The organism is Vreelandella xerophytica, assembly GCF_968048975.1.
The window spans coordinates 1,833,376-1,852,655 of the sequence record NZ_OZ309106.1 but is presented as its reverse complement, the minus strand read 5'-3'; the positions used below and the strand labels follow the sequence as shown (position 1 = coordinate 1,852,655).

Genomic DNA, 19,280 nt, shown 5'->3' with positions numbered 1-19,280 from the left:
GCGCAAATGAAAAGGCCTTTTTACGCTTTCTTTTCAAATGCTTGGCAGGGCACCTATTCCACGCTTTGCAAAAGCGTCTGTATATCCTTGAAAACGCCGGGGGCGGTAATCAGAAGCTGTTCGGGGTACAGGTCTTCGGATACACCGGGCGGAACCTCCACCAGGCGCCCAAGAGTTGCGCCGGCTTCCCGGGCGATGACCCAGCCTGCAGCGAAATCCCAGGGCGAGACCGTCTCGAAGTAGGCATCCAGACGCCCGCAGGCGATATCGCAGATATCCAGGGCGGCGGCGCCGTTACGGCGGATGTCCTGACAGTGGATCAGAATGACTTCCAGGCGCGGCATCAGCGCCTTGCGCGCGGCCCGGTCATAAGGAAAGCCGGTAGCCACGAGCGTGGCGGCAAGCTCACTCGCGCCGCTTGGCTTGATGGGCTTGCCGTTGCAGTGTGCCCCGCCGCCTTCCATGGCGGTGAAGGTCTCATTGAGAAACGGTGCGTGCACCACACCGACCTTGCCCACACCGTCTTCGAGCCAGGCAATGGAAACCGCCACATGACGAAGGCCGTGAGCAAAGTTCACCGTGCCGTCAATGGGGTCCACCACCCACAGCGCTTCCTGGCTGCCCAGACCCTGCTCCGGGCTCAGCTCTTCGCTGAGCTGGGTTTCACCCGGGAAGTGCCGGGTCAGCTCTTCGCTGATAAAGGTGTCCACCGCCACATCGGCATCGGTCACCAGCTCGATGCCGCCCTTGAGACGCTGGTCAAAGCGCTGTTCGGCCCGCGCTTTCACAATCATGCGCCCGGCTTCTTCGGCAATGCGCACCGTCCGTTGTAAACGCGCTTGTAACGTAACCGCCATGGTTGCTCCCAAGTTAATCGTATAAACGCTTTATATTAGGTGTTTACGATGACAATGTCATGACACTGGCGAACGGCTTTAACAATAATATTAACCAAAATCCGCGTAGCGACCTTAATCCCTGCAAGGTTAACTTCAACCTATCACTTTGAGTTTCTATAACAATTTTTAAAACTAACTTAAAATTAAAATAAGACTATTTTATTAACATCATTTAAAATATTTTTTGCAGCCTAAAGATCGAGTTAATAGCAATATAGTTAGTGAAGCAGCAAGCAAAATTCATACACTCAATATGTATACAAAAAATAGAGAAATCATAGTTGATCTGCGCAACACTGCCTATCGTATCAACAACACTTATAGTAATATTTATAACGTGTTATAAAACTCGATCAAAATTATAAAATATATTAAGATCAATTTCTTTGACCGAGGCAATAGCCATTTTCAATATAAGAATAAAACTTCGAATGCATTAATATTAATACTAAAAAAGAAGCCGTGAAAACGGCTTCTTCTATTGAGGCTATCAACTCTTATGAAATATTACTGTCCAACAGCAGGTGCCTCAGCTGTAATTTGGCCATTAGCACTTACGTATGCTATTTGTCCACGACTCTGCGTTGTAATTTGTGTTGTCCCGGTTGGCTCGTTTGTACCGCGGAACTTATTATCAAGTTCTGTTATTTGAGTCTCAGTCGGGTTGCAAGACTGAAAGTCAAAATCAGGAACTTCAGCATCACTAGCTCCTATTGCTGTAGTGGACATGGCGAGCGATCTGTAAGAACTTAATTCTGATAAGCATGCGCTACGCTCTGAACGATCGAGATAATTGCCGTACTGGGGCACTGCAATCGCAGCCAAAATGGCAATGATAGCGATAACGATCAAAAGCTCGATCAATGTAAAACCACCCTGATGGTAGCGGCTTAGTTGCTTCGTGTTGGGGGTTTGCATGAATGAGGATCCCTTGCGGTCGGTCTTTTTTTGAGGCTAAAGGCGCTTAGCCCAGTGTGACGTCACATTAGCTTACCCCCCCTGGGGTTGGCAACTAGCTTTATCAGCCTTTTTTGAGCGTTATTCAGCCTTTATGATGATGCTTAAACGTGCATTATAGTAGCTTTTGGTGGCCGCCCTGAATGGGCGGTTCCTCAAGTACGTCTCACTTAAGCGTTCGCGAGCCTTTATGAATCCATCTGCGTTTAACGAGCCCTTTGCCGCCGCGCGCGAGCTGACCGGTGTGGCCAGGCGCCTGATTGCCCACGGGGTATTGACCCAGGCTCAGGCGGAGGTGGCGGACTCCACCAGTGCCGGGCTCGAGCTTTCGTTTCTGGAGCACGTGGTGGAAAGCGGGCTGGTGGGCTCCGCTGATGCCGCCCTGGCGGCGGCCTGGGAGTACGGTCTGCCGGTGGTGGATCTTGATTCGGTCAAGCTCAGCGCCCTGCCCCCGGCCAGCAAATATCCTGTCAAGATCCTGAGCAAGCTGAACGTGCTGCCATTGGCACGCCATGGGCATCGCCTGACCGTGGCGGTCCCTTACCCCGCCACCCTCACCCAGCTCGACGAACTTCAGTTCGCGACCAACCTGAGCGTGGAAGGCGTGCTGGCACCGGTGGACCAGATACGCAGCAACCTGAGCCAGTACGTCGCGCAGAGCGAGCACAGTCTGCTTGATGAAATGAGCGGCGTGGACGACGCCATTGGTGAGCTCAATATCGTCCAGGAGGAAGAGGAAGAGATTACGCTCGAAAGCGCCGCCGCCAATAAAGACGACGCGCCGGTGGTCAAGTTCGTCAACAAGATACTGCTGGATGCCATCAGCCGGGGCGCGTCGGATATTCATTTCGAGCCTTATGAATCCCAGTACCGGGTGCGCTTTCGTATCGATGGCATGCTGATCGAGATCGCCAAACCGCCCTTCGCCATGCGCGACCGTATCGCCGCGCGCTTGAAGATCATGTCGCGACTGGATATCTCCGAGCGCCGCCTTCCTCAGGATGGCGCGATCAAGCTTCAGCTTTCGCGCACCCGCTCGATCGATTTTCGGGTCAACTCCTTGCCCACCGTGTACGGCGAGAAGCTGGTACTGCGGATTCTCGACCCTTCTTCGGTGCGCCTGGGCATCGAGCAGCTGGGTTTCAGCGCCCAGCAGCAAAAGGATTACGAGACCGCCCTGAAACGGCCTCAGGGGATGATACTGGTGACCGGCCCCACCGGTAGCGGCAAGACCGTGACGCTCTATACCGGCATCAATATGCTCAACGAGATCGAGCGCAATATCTGTACCGCCGAAGACCCGGTGGAAATCAAGGTGTCCGGCATCAACCAGGTGAACGTGCTGCCCAAGATCGGGCTCAACTTCGCCAGTGCCCTGCGGGCGTTCTTGCGCCAGGACCCGGACGTGGTCATGGTCGGGGAAATCCGCGATCTGGAAACTGCGGAAATTGCCGTGAAAGCGGCCCAGACCGGGCACATGGTGCTTTCCACCGTGCACACCAATTCGGCGGCCCAAACCTTGACCCGTCTGGCCAACATGGGGGTCGCCTCCTACAACATTGCCAGTTCGGTTACCTTGATCATTGCCCAGCGCCTGGCGCGCAAGCTTTGCCCTCAGTGCAAGACGCCAGCGGACATTCCCCATGAGGCGCTTCTAAAGCTGGGCTTCACCAAGGCGCAGCTCAAGGACGTCACGATCTACAAGGCGGTGGGCTGCAAGCAGTGCACCCAGGGTTATAAAGGACGCGTGGGTATCTACGAGGTGTTGCCGATCAGTGACGCCATGCGCAATCTGATCATGCGCGACGGCAACGCCATCGAGATCGACGAACTCGCTCGGCGCGAAGATCATCCCAGCCTTTATCAGAGCTGTCTCAACCGCGTACTGGATGGCAGCACGAGCCTGGAAGAAGTCAACCGTATCAGCAAGGAGTAACCGAGGTGATGGCCAAAGCGAAAGCGCGCACGAAACTTGCCCCCCTGCACCGCTGGAAATGGCAGGGCAAGGGTCCGCAGGAGCGGATCATGAAAGGCGATCTCATTGGCCGCACCAAGGAGGAGATCGTCGAGCAGCTCGCCAAGCAGCGCATCACCGCGGTAAAGATCCAGAAACGCAGCAGCCTGGGCGGCCGAGGCAAGGTGGCAAGCGTGGATATCATGCTCTTCGCCCGGCAGATGGCCACCATGATGCGCGCCGGCATTCCGATTCTTCAGGCGCTTCAGGCCATTTCCGAGAGCATGAAGAAACCCGCCATGGTGGATCTTACCCAACAGATCATGCGCGACGTTTCTTCCGGCGACAGCCTCTCCCAGGCCATGGCCAAACACCCCAAGCAGTTCGACCGGCTTTTCGTGAACCTGGTCAGCGCCGGCGAACAAGCGGGTGCTCTGGATCAGATGCTCGAGCGCATCGCCCTGTACAAGGAAAAGGTCGCCTCCTTGAAAAGCCGGGTCAAGAAGGCGCTCTGGTACCCGGCGGCGGTAATGACCATCGGCCTGGTGGTGACCATGATTCTGCTGGTAGTGGTAGTGCCGGAGTTCGAGAGCATGTTCCAGGGCTTCGGCGCCGAACTTCCTATGCTCACGCAGCTTACCGTTCGCTTCTCCGAGCTCGCCCAGGCCTTCTGGCTGCCGGCCCTTGGCCTGATCGTCGGCGGCATTTTCTTGCTCAAGGCCGCGGCCCGGCGCTCCGAGAAGGTCGCCTATAACATCGACCAGCTGCTTTTACACCTGCCGGTGCTGGGCGATATCCTGCACAAATCGGCGGTATCGCGTTTTACCCGTACGCTTGCCACCACCTTCAGCTCCGGCGTGCCGCTGATCGAAGGCCTGGAAACCGCTTCGGGCGCGGCGGACAACCGTGTTTACATGAAAGCGATCGACGAGGTCCGCCAGGACGTGACCACCGGCCAGCAGCTTCACTTCGCCATGCGCCTGACCAATCGGTTTCCCGCACTGGCCGTCCAGATGGTCAATATCGGTGAAGAGGCGGGGTCGCTCGATGCCATGCTCAACCGGGTGGCCGACTACTACGAAGAGGAAGTGGAAAACAAGGTGGACACGCTCACGTCCTTGATGGAACCGGTTATAATCGTCGTACTGGGCTTGCTGGTAGGCGGCGTGGTCGTTTCCATGTATCTGCCCATCTTTGAAATCGGCACCGCACTTTAACCGTTTTTTTCTGGAGTATCATGGTCTTATCGCCGGCCGTCTTATACTGTTTCATCTTCATCCTTGGCCTGTGCTTCGGCAGCTTCCTGAACGTGGTGATCACGCGCCTGCCGGTGATGCTGATGCGCCGCTGGCGCAGTGAGGCGCGGGAGTCTCTCGAACTACCCTCAGAAACCTCGCCGCGCTTCAACCTTGCCGCGCCGGCGTCCATGTGCCCGCGCTGCGAGGCGCCCATCGCCTGGCACGATAACCTGCCACTGGTTGGCTGGCTCAAACGGCGCGGGCGCTGTGCTCAGTGCCATACCCGCATCAGCCCTCAGTACCCGCTGGTCGAACTGGCCGGAGGCCTTCTGGCGCTAGCGGTTCTCGCTTTGTTCGGCTTCTCGCTTGACGCGGTGTTCATCTACGGGGCCTGCCTGACGCTGCTGGCCCTGGCGGTCATCGATTTTCGCACGTTCTTGCTGCCGGATGCACTGACCCTGCCGCTTCTCTGGCTGGGCTTTTTATATCAGCTCCTGTTTCAGTCCTTCATGCTGGAAAGCGCGGTGATCGGTGCGATGGCCGGTTACTTGAGCCTCTGGACTTTCTATTGGCTTTTCAAGCTGGTTACCGGCAAGGAGGGAATGGGCTACGGCGATTTCAAACTGTTGGCGGCGCTCGGGGCGTGGCTTGGATGGGCTTTCTTGCCGCTGCTTCTTGTGCTCTCTGCGGGTATCGGAGCCCTCATTGGCGGCCTGGCTCAGTGGCTTTTGCCCGGCATGCGCGGCAAACCCCTTCCCTTCGGTCCTTTCCTGGCGCTTGCCGGCTGGGTATGCCTTCTGGCAGGTGATGAACTGTTTGCCCTTTATATTGCGCTCAGCTATTAGTAACGCCAACACGTAGCAATGCCAACACGTCACCGGGTTCGCACTATGATCATTGGTTTAACTGGCGGTATCGGTTCGGGAAAATCGACCGTGGCACGCGCGTTCGCAGCGCTGGGTATCGGCTATGTCGACGCTGACGATGTGGCTCGGGAAGTTGTCCTGCCCGGCAAGCCCGCCCTTGCAGATATCATCGAGCATTTCGGCAGCGATGTGCTCAATGACGATGATACCCTGAACCGGGCCGCCTTGCGCACACGGGTATTTGCCCACCCCACCGAGCGGCAATGGCTCGAGTCCGTCACGCACCCGCGCATTCGCACACGTATTGTTGAGCACTTGAAAGCGCTTCAAGCACACTCGCCCTACGTGTTGCTTGTGTCGCCTCTGCTGTTCGAATCCGGCCAGGTGGCGCTGGTGGAGCGCACGCTGGTGGTAGATGTTAGTATTGAGACCCAGCGCCACCGAACCATGACCCGGGACAAGGTAAGCGAGGACCAAGTAAGCGCCATTCTGGCCGCCCAGCTGAGCCGCGAGGCGCGCCTGGCCCGGGCCGATGATGTGATCGATAACGATGGCGACCCCACGCGGCTTGCCGATCAAATCGCCATGCTTGATGAGTACTATCGAAAGCTGAGTTCCACCGAAACCTGAGTTTTATCTGAATTCAAGTTTTGCCGATATTGAATCTTTGTTGAAATCCAAGTTTTACCGTGTAGGAGTTTTATGTCACCTGCTAACGATTCTCCCTTTGAAGTAGCCTGCCCACAGTGCAATACCAAGGTCGCCTGGGCGCCTGAAAGCACGTACCGCCCATTTTGCAGCAAGCGTTGCCAGCTTCTGGACCTGGGTGCCTGGGCGGATGAGTCCCACCGCATTGGTGGCGAATCGGCCATGGACGAGGCCGATATTGAAACGCTGCTGGCCCAGGCGGACAAAGATGCTCCTCTCTCCTGAAGGCGAACAATGAGTAGCTCCGAGCCCACGGCGTATCATCTTTTTTATGAGCTTGATGCGCTGTTCGATGCGCTGATGGATGCCATTGATAAAGCCGCCACGCGCTATGAAGAGAGTTCGCCGCTTACCTGGCAGTTGGAATCATCCGTGCATGACTCGTCCTGGTTTCGTCAGGCACTGATGGATATGTGGCACGTGGAAGGCCAGGACGGGCGCGAGACGCGCAACTATATTGCCGTTATCGCGGCGGATGAAAACCTGCTGGTCGCCGTCACTGCCGTCAACCAGGCCAAAAGCGCCATCAGCGCGTTGATAAGCCGGATAAAGGCACTCTCGCCTGCCGCGTTGACCCAGGCCAAGCTGCGCCTGCCGGAGCGCCACCCCCATGTGGATGACGTGTTGCGTAAAAGCGGCATGGCGCGCCTTCACTTGAAACAGTGCTGGCGACATATTCCCATCGCCCCTGCGCCGGTATCGAGGGTGCGGCTGGCGTGGTACACAAGTGGACGTTCGATCAAGAAGCTCAGTGTCCAGGAAGCAGAAAAGAAACTGCTGCAATTCGATACCGATGCGCCTCACATCCGTATCCAGCTTGGCAAGCTTGCAGGTATTCCCAGCGGCGAAACGCTCGCTCAGGTCCAGGCGCAGGCACCCTTGATGCGGGCCAATCTATTTTTTACCGAGCCACTTCTTGATGGGCACACACGCCAGGCGCTCAATATCGCCATGCCTTTGTTAGTGCCCGCCCCGGAGGCGCGTCTGCCGCATATCAAAGCCCCTGTGACTCAGATACCTGGCCCGCGAACCCGGGCAAAACGACGCGACGAAAAACTCGAGGCCGAGCCGTTTTTACCTAGTCTGCGGATTTATCGCTACCGCTGAGGTCTGAATGAAGCGAAGGCTCAGTGATGGGCGGTGTTTCATCCAGTGCCCAGCGGCCGTAGGTCAAAAGCGTCTCGACCAGCGACTTGACAGTGTCACTTGAATAGCCGTATTCGGCGCAAAGCACGCCTAGACGCTCACCGAACAAGTGTTCACGCGCCTGGGCCTGACTTGCCTTGTCCTGGTCTTCCAGATCCTGTAGTGAGCGCACCGGCGGCCCGGTAGGAATATCAAAACTGTTGCTTGGATCTTCCAGCTGGCGCAGCGCTTGAGCAAAGGCGTCGTCCAGTTCACGAAACTTACGCAGCTTTTCACGCTCATCCACGTATTTATGTGCCTTTTGATATTTCATTGATCTGTCATTTACACCTTACTTAAGGAAAGAGACGTTTTCTGCCTTTTAAGCACGGCACAAACGGTTAACTTGAATGCAATGGCAAATTAAACATTGAAGCGACGGATTGCTGTCGCTCTGCGCACTGGGTACGGTACAACAGCAAACTAGCCTCACAGTAACTTTGCACGGTCAGTAGATAACCGCCAACATCAATAAATCCATCGAGCCCTCAAGAGCGCAAACGTTTAAACCCTATGCCAGGATTCAGGCAGTGTATGGTGCGCATATGCAGGGTCTGGTAGAAAGACGCCTGCCCTTTCCTGGAATCGTTTAACGACTGTAGCGCAAACAACCCGCCTGAGCAGCGGTAGCCATTATGGTTTGCCAAGACGCAACACGGGAAAAGGTCAATGCAGCTAAACCAAAAACAACACGTCTATGACGCTGTCAGTAACATTTGGTTCAAGTATCGTGTTATTCGAAAAGGAGCTGGCTGGCGATGGCGCAACCAACGCAGGCATTGCGATCACTGAAGTTCGATCTTGAAACCATATTGTTGCAATATTACGTTTTTGCAAAAGGGCCGGTGCCCTGACAAGGCACCGGTGAATGCATCAGCTGTCCTGCGGCTCGAGCCAGGACTCTACGGTTTCATCGCCGTACTCGTCCTTCCAGCTACGCAGCCCTTTATGATTACCGCCACGAGTCTCGATCACATCGCCGGTATGCGGGTTCTTGTATACCTTGAGACGGCGCTTTCGACGGTTAGTGGAAACGGCGGCTTTAGGTGCACTGCTGCGCTGATCGTTGGAAGGATCCAGCAGAGCCATAACGTCGCTCGGGCGTTTACCGAACTCGTTCATTAATGCTTCTAGTTTGGACTTGAACTCAAGCTCACTCTTGAGACGCTGATCGCCTTCCAGGCGCTGCAGATCTTCCTGCAGCTGTTTTAACTGCTGCTCTTTCTGGATATATTCATTGAGAAGTGACATGGGGCGTTCCTTCGTAACTGAGATTAGACGGAGCAGCGAAGTTTATCCTAAATCCTCGCCCACGCGTCCTGATGCGACGATATTATTGCTTTAATTGATCTAATTGACAATAGTCTAGTCGATTTTAAGCTAAATACTAACCGCTTTTTTTATAGGCAAATACGTTAAAAGTTTAAACTTAATGGCCAAGAAAATTAAACCTTTAATGTCTTGTGTGTATTTCAGACAAAAATTAAACATAAAAAAACGCCACCCCAGAGGGTGGCGTTTTAGAGATAAAGCCTGGACGTTTAGTCCTGGCCCATCTGCTGCTTGATCAGATCACCGATGGTAGTGGCTCCACCACTGGTCTCGGAATCCTGCTCGCGCAGCTTCTTGAGGTTCTGACGCGTATCGTCTTGCTCTTTCGCCTTGATCGACAGATTGATCTGACGGCTCTTGCGATCGACATTCACGATACGAGCTTCCACGCTGTCGCCTTCGTTCAGCACGTTGCGCGCGTCTTCAACGCGGTCAGCACTGATCTCGGAGGCCTTGAGTACGGCAATAACGTCGGTTGCCAGCTCAACGTGCGCTTCCTTTGCGTCAACTTCGACAACGCGACCGGTCACGATGCTGCCTTTATCGTTCACAGAGAGGTATTCAGCAACCGGATCGGAATCCATCTGCTTGATACCCAGCGAGATACGCTCGCGCTCAGGATCGATGGAGAGGATGACGGCTTCGGCTTCGTCGCCTTTCTTGAAGTTGCGAACCGCTTCTTCGCCGGTCTCGGTCCAGGAAATATCGGACAGGTGTACAAGACCGTCGATACCGCCTTCAAGGCCGATGAAGATACCAAAGTCGGTGATCGACTTGATGGTACCGGAAACGCGGTCGCCCTTGTTGTACTCAGCGTTGAAGGTTTCCCACGGGTTGGCGGTGCACTGCTTGATACCCAGGGAGATACGACGACGCTCTTCGTCGATATCCAACACCATGACGTCAACATCGTCGCCCACTTGAACGACCTTGGACGGATGGATGTTCTTGTTGGTCCAGTCCATTTCTGAAACGTGAACCAGACCTTCGACACCCTCTTCAAGCTCGGCAAAGCAGCCGTAGTCGGTCAGGTTGGTAACCACTGCGTGTACTTTGGTGCCTTCCGGGTAGCGGTCCTTGATGTTGACCCACGGGTCTTCACCCAGCTGCTTGAGACCCAGCGATACGCGGTTGCGCTCGCGGTCGAACTTGAGCACTTTCACGTTGATCTCGTCGCCTACGGCCACGATTTCAGACGGATGCTTGATGCGCTTCCAAGCCATGTCGGTGATGTGCAGCAAGCCGTCAACACCGCCCAGATCGACGAACGCGCCGTAATCGGTCAGGTTCTTGACGATACCCTTGATCTGCTGGCCTTCCTGCAGAGTCGCCAGCAGCGCTTCGCGCTCGGCGCTGTTCTCTGCTTCCAGAACCGCACGACGTGAAACGACAACGTTGTTGCGCTTCGGGTCAAGCTTGATGACTTTGAAGTCCAGCTCTTTGTTTTCCAGGTGCGCAGTATCGCGAACCGGACGAACATCCACCAGAGAACCCGGCAGGAAGGCACGGATCGAGTCAACTTCGACGGTGAAGCCGCCTTTGACCTTGCCGTTGATAACGCCCTTGATGATTTCGTCTTTCTCGAAGGCTGCTTCCAGAATCTTCCAGGCTTCAGCGCGCTTGGCTTTTTCACGAGACAGACGAGTCTCACCGAAACCGTCTTCAACCGCTTCGAGGGCAACGTGAACGTCATCGCCGATGGCAATGTTCAATTCGCCGTTCTCGTCACGGAACTGAGACGCCGGGATTTGACCTTCGGACTTCAGGCCAGCGTTGACAGTAACCCAGTCACCGTCGATGTCGACAACCTGGGCCGCGACGATAGCGCCTGGCTCCATGTTGATGTCGTTAAGAGACTGTTCAAACAACTCAGCAAAGCTTTCGCTCATGGTGTTCCTACGTAATTACGTTGTTGAGGCATAAATGCCTTCTCCGCACCACCAGCGAGTGCGGGCCTAATGTAACTCAGCTTTCAGGGGTGTTAGCGCTGGTTGGACCTGACCGGGCTCTCCGATATGAACGATCATATGAACTGCCGCCCTGCCACGTCGTGACACTTTCCCGAAAACGCCGCAAGGGAGAGTCAGTGTCCGTCGATGAGCCCTTTTCGGGCCAGCAAGCGGGTTAGCTGATCAACCACTTCCGGTATGCTCAGGCGCGTGGTATCAAGCGTAATGGCATCATCTGCCGGCTTGAGAGGAGCCACACTGCGCTGCATGTCGCGTGCATCGCGTGCCTGAATCTCCTTTAAAAGACTCGACAGACTAGCATCCACCCCGGCCTCACGCAACTGCTGGTAGCGTCTGCGGGCGCGCTCCTCGGCACTGGCGGTCAGAAATATCTTCAAGGGCGCCCCGGGAAACACGACCGTACCCATGTCGCGACCATCGGCCACCAGACCCGGGGCCTGGCAGAAATCGCGCTGGCGCTTGAGCAGTCCTTGACGAACGCTTGGCAATGACGCCACTTTTGACGCCCGTTCGCCGGCTTGTTCGGTTCTGATCTGCTTGGTGACGTCCTCGCCTTCCAATAGCGTGCGGGGCGCACCGGCCTCGACGGGAAAGGTAACGCTGAGGTTCGTGGCAAGACGTTGAAGGGCAGGCTCGTCGTCCAGGGCTACGCCATGCTTCATTGCCGCCTGAGCAGTGAGGCGATAAAGCGCTCCACTATCCAGCAGATGCCAGCCAAGACGTTCGGCAATCAGGCTGCTGATCGTGCCCTTGCCGGCCCCACCGGGGCCGTCGATGGTCAATACAGGAATCGAAGCGGTCATTCCTGTACCTCCTCGGCACTCATGCCGATACGCTCCAGAAGAGTCAGAAAGCCCGGGAAGGACGTGGCCACGTTGGCACAGTCGGTAATCACCATTTCGCTGGATGCCCTCAACGCGGCAACGGCAAAGGCCATGGCAATACGGTGATCGCCCAGGCTATCCACGGTGCCGCCCGGATAGTTGGGGGCCGTCGCGCTGCCCTCCTGCCGGCCGACGATATCGATTCCGTCGTCCACCACGCTGTGCTCCACCCCGATAACGGCAAGCCCGTCGGCCATGGCCTGAATGCGGTCGGACTCCTTGACGCGAAGCTCTTCGGCGCCGCGAAGGCGGGTCGTACCCTGGGCGTTGGCGGCGGCAATGAACAGCGCGGGGAACTCGTCAATGGCCAGCGGCACCTGGTCGACCGGTATGTCGATACCTGAAAGTGGCGCGTAGCGGATACGGATATCGGCGACCGGCTCGCCACCGACCTCGCGCTGGTTGTCGAAAGAGAGATCAGCGCCCATCTGGGTGAGAATATTGATCACCCCGATTCGCGTGGGATTCATGCCGACATGCTCGAGAGTGATATCTGCCCCCGGGGTAATCGCCGCCGCCACCAGGAAGAAGGTCGCCGACGAGATATCCGAAGGTACATCAATGGGCCCGGCTGTCAGTCGACGCCCGCCTTCCAGCCAGCAGGTATCGCCTTCGCGCTGCACAGGGTAGCCGAAGCCGTTGAGCATACGCTCGGTGTGATCCCGCGTGGGGGCAGGCTCGCGCACCCGGGTTTCGCCCTCGGCATACAGGCCGGCCAGCAGCAGACAGGATTTTACCTGGGCGCTGGCCATGGGCATGTCGTAATCGATGCCCTTGAGTCTGGCGCTGCCTTTGATGAGAAGCGGCGGACGTCCGCCCTCGGCGGTTTCGACCGAGGCCCCCATCAGGCGCAGCGGGTCCGCCACACGGCCCATGGGGCGCTTGGTAAGCGACTCGTCACCAGTCAATTCACTATCGAACGCCTGGCCGGCCAAAAGCCCCGCGAAAAGTCGCATGGCGGTGCCGGAATTACCTACGTACAAAGGCCCGCCGGGAGCCTTCAATCCATGCAGCCCCACTCCGTGAATGATCACTCGCCCCTGGTGGGGGCCTTCGATGGCCACCCCCATTTCACGAAACGCCTGAAGCGTGGCCAGGCTATCCTCGCCCTCCAGAAAGCCCTTCACCTCGGTTACGCCCTCGGCCAGCGCCCCGAGCATGATGGAGCGATGCGACATGGATTTGTCGCCGGGAACGCGCAGGCGGCCCCGGGCCTGGCCACCGGGTTTGACACGGTAAGTAACGCTTGCGTGAGGTTGCATATGATATTCCGCCTGGTAACTGGTTTTGCTGAGTAAGGTTCCAAAGTAGCGCCGCGCATGACTGGCCCGGTCGAAAGTGGCGATCAGCGCATCGCTGTCGCCTTTCTCGATCGAGTGGCGAAGCGTTGCCAGCCCCGTTTCGAAGTCGTCGAGCGAAGCCAGCACCGCGTCACGATTGGCGATGAAGATATCCCGCCACATGACCGGATCGCTGCCGGCGATACGGGTAAAATCGCGAAAGCCGCCGGCTGCGTAACGGAAAATGTCCAGCCGTTCGTCCTGACGGGCCAGCGTATCCACCAGGGAAAACGCCAGCAGATGCGGCAGATGGCTGGTACGGGCAAGTACCTGATCGTGGCGATCGACGCTCATCTGAAGCACTTCGGCACCGCAGGTCTGCCAGAGCGCTTCCACTCGGGCCAGCGCTGTCTCATTCACGTCAGGCTCGGGTGTCAAGATGACCTTGTGATCGACGAACAACGAAGGGTCGGCGGCGTCGACGCCGCTTTTCTCGGAGCCGGCGATGGGATGGCCCAGCACGATATTGGCAGGCAGCGCGCCGAATACGCGTTTCACGCAGTCGCGAATCGTGCCCTTGGTGCTGCCGACGTCGGTAATCACCACGTTGTTCGCCGCCGCCGAAAGCCCCGCCTTGAGGGTCTGCATGACGGGTTCCATGGCCAGCACCGGCACCGCCAGCACGATCATCGATGCATCGTCCAGAAGCTTGTCGAGTTCGCAGCCGCCCTCGTCGATCAACCCTTTCTCGATGCCCAGCGCAATCTCGTCGGCACTCGGGTCGCAGGCAACGATGCGTCCGCTGAAACCGTTCTGTTTAAGCGCGGCGGCCAACGAGCCGCCCATCAGTCCAAGCCCTACAATCAGAAGACGCGGCTCCTGACAGACACCGTCCGTTTTAACGGGGAATACTCGCTCGATCACATTACGCCCTGGGGGTAGGAGCCTAGAACGCGAAGTTCCAGCGCGCGCTGTTTCACTTCCTCGAGTACGGAGGCAACACCTGGTTCATCACAGTGTCCCTTGAAATCGATAAAGAACACGTAGTTCCAGGCGCCGGTACGCGAGGGGCGTGTCTCGATCCGGGTAAGATCGATGCCGTGGCGATGAAACGGCTCGAGCAGGTCGTGAAGCGCACCGGGCTGGTTGCGCATGGCCACCACCACCGATGTCTTGTCCTCGCCGCATATCGGCACGCTTTCGCTGCCGATGATGAGGAACCGGGTCGAGTTATCCGGACGGTCCTCGATCTTTTCCGCGATGTGGGTCAGCCCATAAAGCTTGGCCGCCATGTCCCCGGCGATGGCTGCGCTGTGCCACTCGGTCTTGACGAGCTTCGCTGCCTCGGCGTTGGAGGAGACCGGTACTCGTTCGGCATGGGGGAAATGGGCGTCAAGCCACTTGCGGCACTGGCCAAACGATTGCGGGTGGGAGTAGATACGCGTGACTTTATCGCGGCGGGTATTTTCACTCACCAGTAGATGATGGTGAATACGCAGCACGACTTCACCGCAGATCTTGATCGAGGAGTCGATGAAGGTATCGAGGGTGTGATTCACCACGCCTTCGGTGGAGTTCTCGACCGGCACCACGCCGTAGTTCACCGCGCCGGCCTCTACCTCGCGAAAGACCTCGTCGATGGCTGCCATGGGCAGGCTGACTGCGCTGTCGCCGAAATGCTTGAGCGCTGCCTGCTGGGTAAAAGTACCTTCCGGCCCCAGGTAGGCGACCTTGATGGGCTTTTCCAACGCCAGACACGCCGACATGATCTCTCTGAACAGACGCGCCATTTCTTCAGCATCTAGCGGGCCCTGGTTGAGCGACATGATCCGCCGCAATACCTGAGCCTCACGCTCGGGCCGATAGAAGACCGCGTTTTCATCGTCCGCCAACTTCACGTGAGCTACTTTCTGAGCGCACGTGGCCCGTTCACTGATTAAACGCACGATATCTTCATCGAGCTGGTCGATGCGTTGGCGCAACTCGTCCAAATTGATCGGCGTGTCTGACATAGGTACTAGCCCTTTCGTTGTTCGAAATCTTGCATGAATGCAATCAATGCATCCACGGCGGCTTCCGGCACGGCGTTATAAAGACTGGCTCGCATCCCGCCTACGCTGCGGTGACCCTTGAGATTCAAAAGCCCCGCCGCTTCGGCCTCGTCCAGAAACACGCAATCCAGTGCATCATCGGCCAGTACGAAAGGCACGTTCATCCGCGAACGGTTGCGCTTGGCGATCGGGTTGGAGTAGAAGGCGCTTTCATCGATGGCGCGATAGAGCTTGTCGGCCTTGCGCTGGTTCAACGCATCCATCGCCTCGAGCCCGCCCACCTCATCCTTGAGCCACTCGAACACAAGTCCCGAGAGATACCAGGCGTAGGTGGGAGGCGTATTCACCATGGACTCCGCCTCGGCAAGCTTTTGATAGTCAAAGAGCGTGGGCGTCGAGGCCGTCGCGCGGCCGAGCAGATCGTCACGTACGATCACCAGCGTAAGCCCTGCCGGGCCGATATTCTTCTGAGCACCGGCGTAGATGACGCCGAAATCGGTCACGTCGATGGGCCCGGAAAGAATGCTTGAGGACATGTCGCAGACCAGCGGCACATTCACGCCATCAAGGCGCTTGAGCGCTGGAGTGTAGTCGAACTCCAACCCGCCGATGGTTTCGTTGGCGGTGTAATGAATATAGGCGGCATCGTCACTGATCGAGAGGTTCTCCATCGATGGAACCTCGATATGGCCGTTTGGCTCGCTACTGCCCGCCACATGGCAGTCAAAGCCCAGGTGTCTGGCCTCGCTGAGTGCCTTCTTGCCCCAGATGCCGGTCTGGATGAAGTTGGCGCGCCCGCCCTGTCCCAACAGATTCATGGGCAGCATGGCGAACTGCAGGCTTGCCCCGCCCTGCAGGAAAAGCACCCGGTAGTTATCCGGAATGCTCAATAGCCTGCGAAGATCCGTTTCGGCCTTCTGGGCAATGGCAATGAACTCATCGCTTCGATGACTCATTTCCATTACCGAGAGGCCGCGCCCCTGGTAATCCAGAATCTCCCGCTGGGCGCGCTCTAGAACGGCTGTAGGCAGGGCCGCGGGCCCTGCGCAGAAGTTATAGTGACGTGTCATCTTGCCCCTTGCCCTCTTCACCGCTATCCATGGCTTCATCCTGCGCCTCGATCACCTCGTCCAGCTCCTCGGCGGGGCTTTCACCAGGCTCATCGACGCGCACGGTCTTCACCAGCTTCTCTTCCTTGCCCAGGCGAATCAGCATCACGCCCTGGGTGTTCCGCGAGGTGGTGGAAACTTCCTCTACACGGGTACGCACCAGCGTGCCCCGGTCGGTGATCAGCATCATCTCATCGGAATCGTAGACCTGCATGGCCGCGACCAGTTCGCCGTTACGCTCGCTGGTCTGCATGGCGATCACGCCCTGGCCACCACGGCCTCTGAGGGGGAACTCCTCGAGACGGGTGCGCTTGCCATAACCATTGACGCTGGCGGTCATGATATAGATCTGGCCTTCCGCTTGCGCTTCGACCGGCTCGACCACTTCATCGCCGGTTTCGGTTTCGGCGTCAGCCTCCGAGTCGATCTGCTGGCTCTTGGGAATGATCAGACTGATGACTTCCGCCCCGTCCAGAAGGCGCATGCCGCGAACGCCGCGAGCGGTACGGCCCATGGCGCGCACGTTGGACTCTTCAAAGCGAATCGCCTTGCCATTGGAGGAAAGCATCATGGCGTGATCAAAGCCCGAGGTGATCGCCGCCCCCACCAGACGGTCGTCCTCTTCCAGGTCGATGGCGATCAGGCCCACGCTGCGCGGACGCGAGAACTGCTCGAGGCTGGTACGCTTGACCGTACCCTTGGCGGTGGCAAAGAAGATGTAGTGATCCGGATCGTAATCGCGCACCGGCAGGATGGCGTTGATCGCCTCGCCCTCGCTGAGCGGCAGCATGTTGACCAGCGGCTTGCCTCGCGAGCCACGGCTGGCGTTGGGCATTTCGTAGACCTTGAGCCAGTACACCTTGCCGCGGTTGGAGAACAGCAGCACGGTATCATGGGTCGAGGCCACCAGCAGATGCTCGATGACGTCTTCGTCTTTCATCGAGGTGGCCGATTTGCCGCGACCGCCGCGGCGCTGGGCCTGGTAGTCGGAAAGCGGCTGCGTCTTGGCGTAGCCCGAGCGCGAGACCGTGACCACCATGTCCTCTTCGGCGATCAGGTCCTCGATGGAGAGATCCAGATGACTTGCCTGGATCTCCGTGCGCCGGTCGTCGCCAAACTGATCGCGTACCGCGTGAAGCTCTTCACGGATGACTTCCATCAGACGATCCGGAGAGGCGAGAATCTGGGTCAGCTCGGCAATGCGCTCAAGAATCGAGAGATACTCGTCCAGGAGCTTCTCGGTCTCCAGGCCGGTCAGGCGGTGCAGGCGAAGCTCGAGGATCGCCTGGGCCTGGGCCGGTGAAAGCCGATATTCGGTCGCCGAGGGGTTGAGACCGAAGCCTTCATCGAGGTCGTCGGGCTTGCAGGAGGTAGCACCGGCGCGCTCGAGCATCGCGGTCACCTGGCCTGGCTGCCATACCTGTTCCAGAAGTTTTTCCCGCGCCTCGGCGGCGTTGGGCGAGGCCTTGATCAGCTCGATCACCTCGTCGATATTGGAGATGGCCACCGCCAGGCCTTCAAGGATATGGCCACGCTCGCGCGCCTTTTTAAGCTCGAACAGCGTACGCCGGGTCACCACCTCGCGGCGATGGCGAATGAACGCTTCCAGCATTTCCTTGAGGTTCAACGTACGGGGCTGGCCGTTCTCCAGCGCCACCATGTTGATGCCGAACACGTTCTGAAGCTGAGTCTGGGCGAAGAGGTTATTGACCACCACCTCACCGGACTCGCCGCGCTTGATCTCGATGACCACCCGAAGGCCGTCTTTATCGGACTCGTCACGCAGCTCGGCAATGCCTTCGATCTTCTTTTCCTTGACTAGCTCGGCGATCTTCTCGATCAGTCTCGCCTTGTTCACCTGGTAGGGAAGCTCGGTGATGATGATATGGTCACGGCCGGTCTTGTCGTGGTGCTCGATGGTGTGCTGAGCACGCACATAGATACGTCCCCGCCCGGTACGATAGGCATCAAGAATACCCGCACGCCCGTTGATGATACCGGCGGTGGGGAAATCCGGGCCCGGGATGTATTGCATCAGGTCATCGATGGTGAGGGTATAGTCATCGATCAGCGCCAGACAACCGTCGATCACTTCGCGCATGTTGTGCGGCGGAATGTTGGTGGCCATGCCCACCGCGATGCCCGAAGAGCCGTTGATCAGAAGATTGGGAACCTTGGTAGGCAGCACCTCGGGAATCCGCTCGGTGCCATCGTAGTTGTCCACCCAGTCGACGGTATCCTTTTCCAGGTCCGCCAGAAGCTCGTGGGCCAGGCGCGCCATGCGCACCTCGGTGTAACGCATGGCGGCGGCGTTGTCGCCGTCGATCGAGCCGAAGTTGCCCTGACCGTCCACCAGCACGTGGCGCATCGAGAAGTGCTGGGCCATACGAACGATCGTGTCGTAGACCGCACTGTCGCCGTGCGGGTGGTATTTACCGATGACATCGCCGACGACACGCGCCGACTTCTTGTACGGTTTGTTCCAGTCATTGCTCAGCTCGTGCATGGCGAACAGAACGCGACGATGCACCGGCTTCAGGCCGTCGCGCACGTCAGGCAGCGCACGGCCGATAATGACACTCATCGCATAGTCGAGGTACGACTGCTTGAGCTCGTCTTCAATATTGACGGGCAAGATTTCTCTGGCGATGTCACCCATGAAAGTCAGATCCTTTGCACTGCATTGGCACTGCGAGAGTTGAAAGCGCTTGAATACCGCCCTGATAGTGAATTACCGGGCGAGCGCACATACCCCTACATCATACCACCGCATAAGCAGCAAGGGCAGTCAGCGAGCACGCCAAAGCGTTGATGCGCAACAACAGAGGCGATGCGGGCGATGAAAAA

16 protein-coding genes are annotated in these 19,280 nt (G+C 57.5%); 6 read left to right on the top strand and 10 right to left on the bottom strand.

The window, feature by feature from the left end; all coding sequences use genetic code 11:
- Window positions 1–53 precede the first annotated feature (53 nt).
- Window positions 54–857: an inositol monophosphatase family protein gene (locus ACWF8S_RS08800; RefSeq protein WP_447556491.1), complete on the bottom strand. Its 804-nt coding sequence runs from the start codon at window positions 855–857 to the stop codon at window positions 54–56.
- 549 nt (window positions 858–1,406) lie between these two features.
- Window positions 1,407–1,817, bottom strand: a complete 411-nt coding sequence (locus tag ACWF8S_RS08795; RefSeq protein ID WP_447556490.1) for a prepilin-type N-terminal cleavage/methylation domain-containing protein — start codon at window positions 1,815–1,817, stop codon at window positions 1,407–1,409.
- A gap of 229 nt (window positions 1,818–2,046) precedes the next feature.
- Between ACWF8S_RS08795 and pilB the strand changes: the two genes are divergently transcribed.
- The 6 genes from pilB to ACWF8S_RS08765 all read left to right on the top strand — a co-directional run bounded on the left by pilB (window position 2,047) and on the right by ACWF8S_RS08765 (window position 7,729).
- Entirely contained in the window at window positions 2,047–3,792 is a 1,746-nt protein-coding gene (pilB, locus tag ACWF8S_RS08790; RefSeq protein ID WP_447556489.1) for a type IV-A pilus assembly ATPase PilB, read from the top strand.
- 8 nt (window positions 3,793–3,800) lie between these two features.
- Window positions 3,801–5,027: a type II secretion system F family protein gene (locus ACWF8S_RS08785; RefSeq protein ID WP_447556488.1), complete on the top strand. Its 1,227-nt coding sequence runs from the start codon at window positions 3,801–3,803 to the stop codon at window positions 5,025–5,027.
- 20 nt (window positions 5,028–5,047) lie between these two features.
- Window positions 5,048–5,893 carry a prepilin peptidase gene (locus ACWF8S_RS08780; RefSeq protein ID WP_447556487.1) on the top strand — a complete coding sequence of 282 codons (846 nt, stop codon included), beginning with the start codon at window positions 5,048–5,050 and terminating at the stop codon, window positions 5,891–5,893.
- A gap of 45 nt (window positions 5,894–5,938) precedes the next feature.
- Complete coding sequence (gene coaE, locus ACWF8S_RS08775) at window positions 5,939–6,544, top strand: dephospho-CoA kinase (RefSeq protein WP_447556486.1); 606 nt, start codon at window positions 5,939–5,941, stop codon at window positions 6,542–6,544.
- A gap of 72 nt (window positions 6,545–6,616) precedes the next feature.
- The gene (gene yacG / locus ACWF8S_RS08770) at window positions 6,617–6,847 is read left to right on the top strand and encodes a DNA gyrase inhibitor YacG (protein WP_447556485.1); all 231 of its coding nucleotides are present in this window, start codon (window positions 6,617–6,619) and stop codon (window positions 6,845–6,847) included.
- 9 nt (window positions 6,848–6,856) lie between these two features.
- Window positions 6,857–7,729, top strand: coding sequence for a DNA replication terminus site-binding protein (locus ACWF8S_RS08765; RefSeq protein ID WP_447556484.1), 873 nt, complete (start codon window positions 6,857–6,859; stop codon window positions 7,727–7,729).
- On the opposite strand, the gene ACWF8S_RS08760 is transcribed toward ACWF8S_RS08765, so the two are convergent.
- From ACWF8S_RS08760 to gyrA, 8 genes are all read right to left on the bottom strand, one after another.
- Entirely contained in the window at window positions 7,701–8,081 is a 381-nt protein-coding gene (locus ACWF8S_RS08760) for a hypothetical protein (protein ID WP_447556482.1), read from the bottom strand. The genes ACWF8S_RS08765 and ACWF8S_RS08760 overlap by 29 nt on opposite strands.
- Before the next feature lie 599 nt (window positions 8,082–8,680).
- The gene (locus tag ACWF8S_RS08755; protein ID WP_447556481.1) at window positions 8,681–9,058 is read right to left on the bottom strand and encodes a histone-like nucleoid-structuring protein, MvaT/MvaU family; all 378 of its coding nucleotides are present in this window, start codon (window positions 9,056–9,058) and stop codon (window positions 8,681–8,683) included.
- Window positions 9,059–9,348: 290 nt separating this feature from the next.
- Window positions 9,349–11,028, bottom strand: a complete 1,680-nt coding sequence (gene rpsA / locus ACWF8S_RS08750) for a 30S ribosomal protein S1 (RefSeq protein ID WP_447556480.1) — start codon at window positions 11,026–11,028, stop codon at window positions 9,349–9,351.
- A gap of 194 nt (window positions 11,029–11,222) precedes the next feature.
- Complete coding sequence (cmk, locus tag ACWF8S_RS08745; RefSeq protein ID WP_447556479.1) at window positions 11,223–11,912, bottom strand: (d)CMP kinase; 690 nt, start codon at window positions 11,910–11,912, stop codon at window positions 11,223–11,225.
- On the bottom strand, window positions 11,909–14,197 hold the full coding sequence (locus ACWF8S_RS08740) for a bifunctional prephenate dehydrogenase/3-phosphoshikimate 1-carboxyvinyltransferase (protein ID WP_447556477.1): 2,289 nt from the start codon (window positions 14,195–14,197) through the stop codon (window positions 11,909–11,911). Before ACWF8S_RS08740 ends, cmk begins: the two co-directional genes overlap by 4 nt.
- Entirely contained in the window at window positions 14,194–15,285 is a 1,092-nt protein-coding gene (gene pheA / locus ACWF8S_RS08735; protein ID WP_447556476.1) for a prephenate dehydratase, read from the bottom strand. Before pheA ends, ACWF8S_RS08740 begins: the two co-directional genes overlap by 4 nt.
- A 5-nt stretch (window positions 15,286–15,290) precedes the next feature.
- Entirely contained in the window at window positions 15,291–16,394 is a 1,104-nt protein-coding gene (gene serC, locus ACWF8S_RS08730; protein WP_447556475.1) for a 3-phosphoserine/phosphohydroxythreonine transaminase, read from the bottom strand.
- Window positions 16,378–19,092, bottom strand: coding sequence for a DNA gyrase subunit A (gyrA, locus tag ACWF8S_RS08725; protein ID WP_447556474.1), 2,715 nt, complete (start codon window positions 19,090–19,092; stop codon window positions 16,378–16,380). Before gyrA ends, serC begins: the two co-directional genes overlap by 17 nt.
- Window positions 19,093–19,280 lie beyond the last annotated feature (188 nt).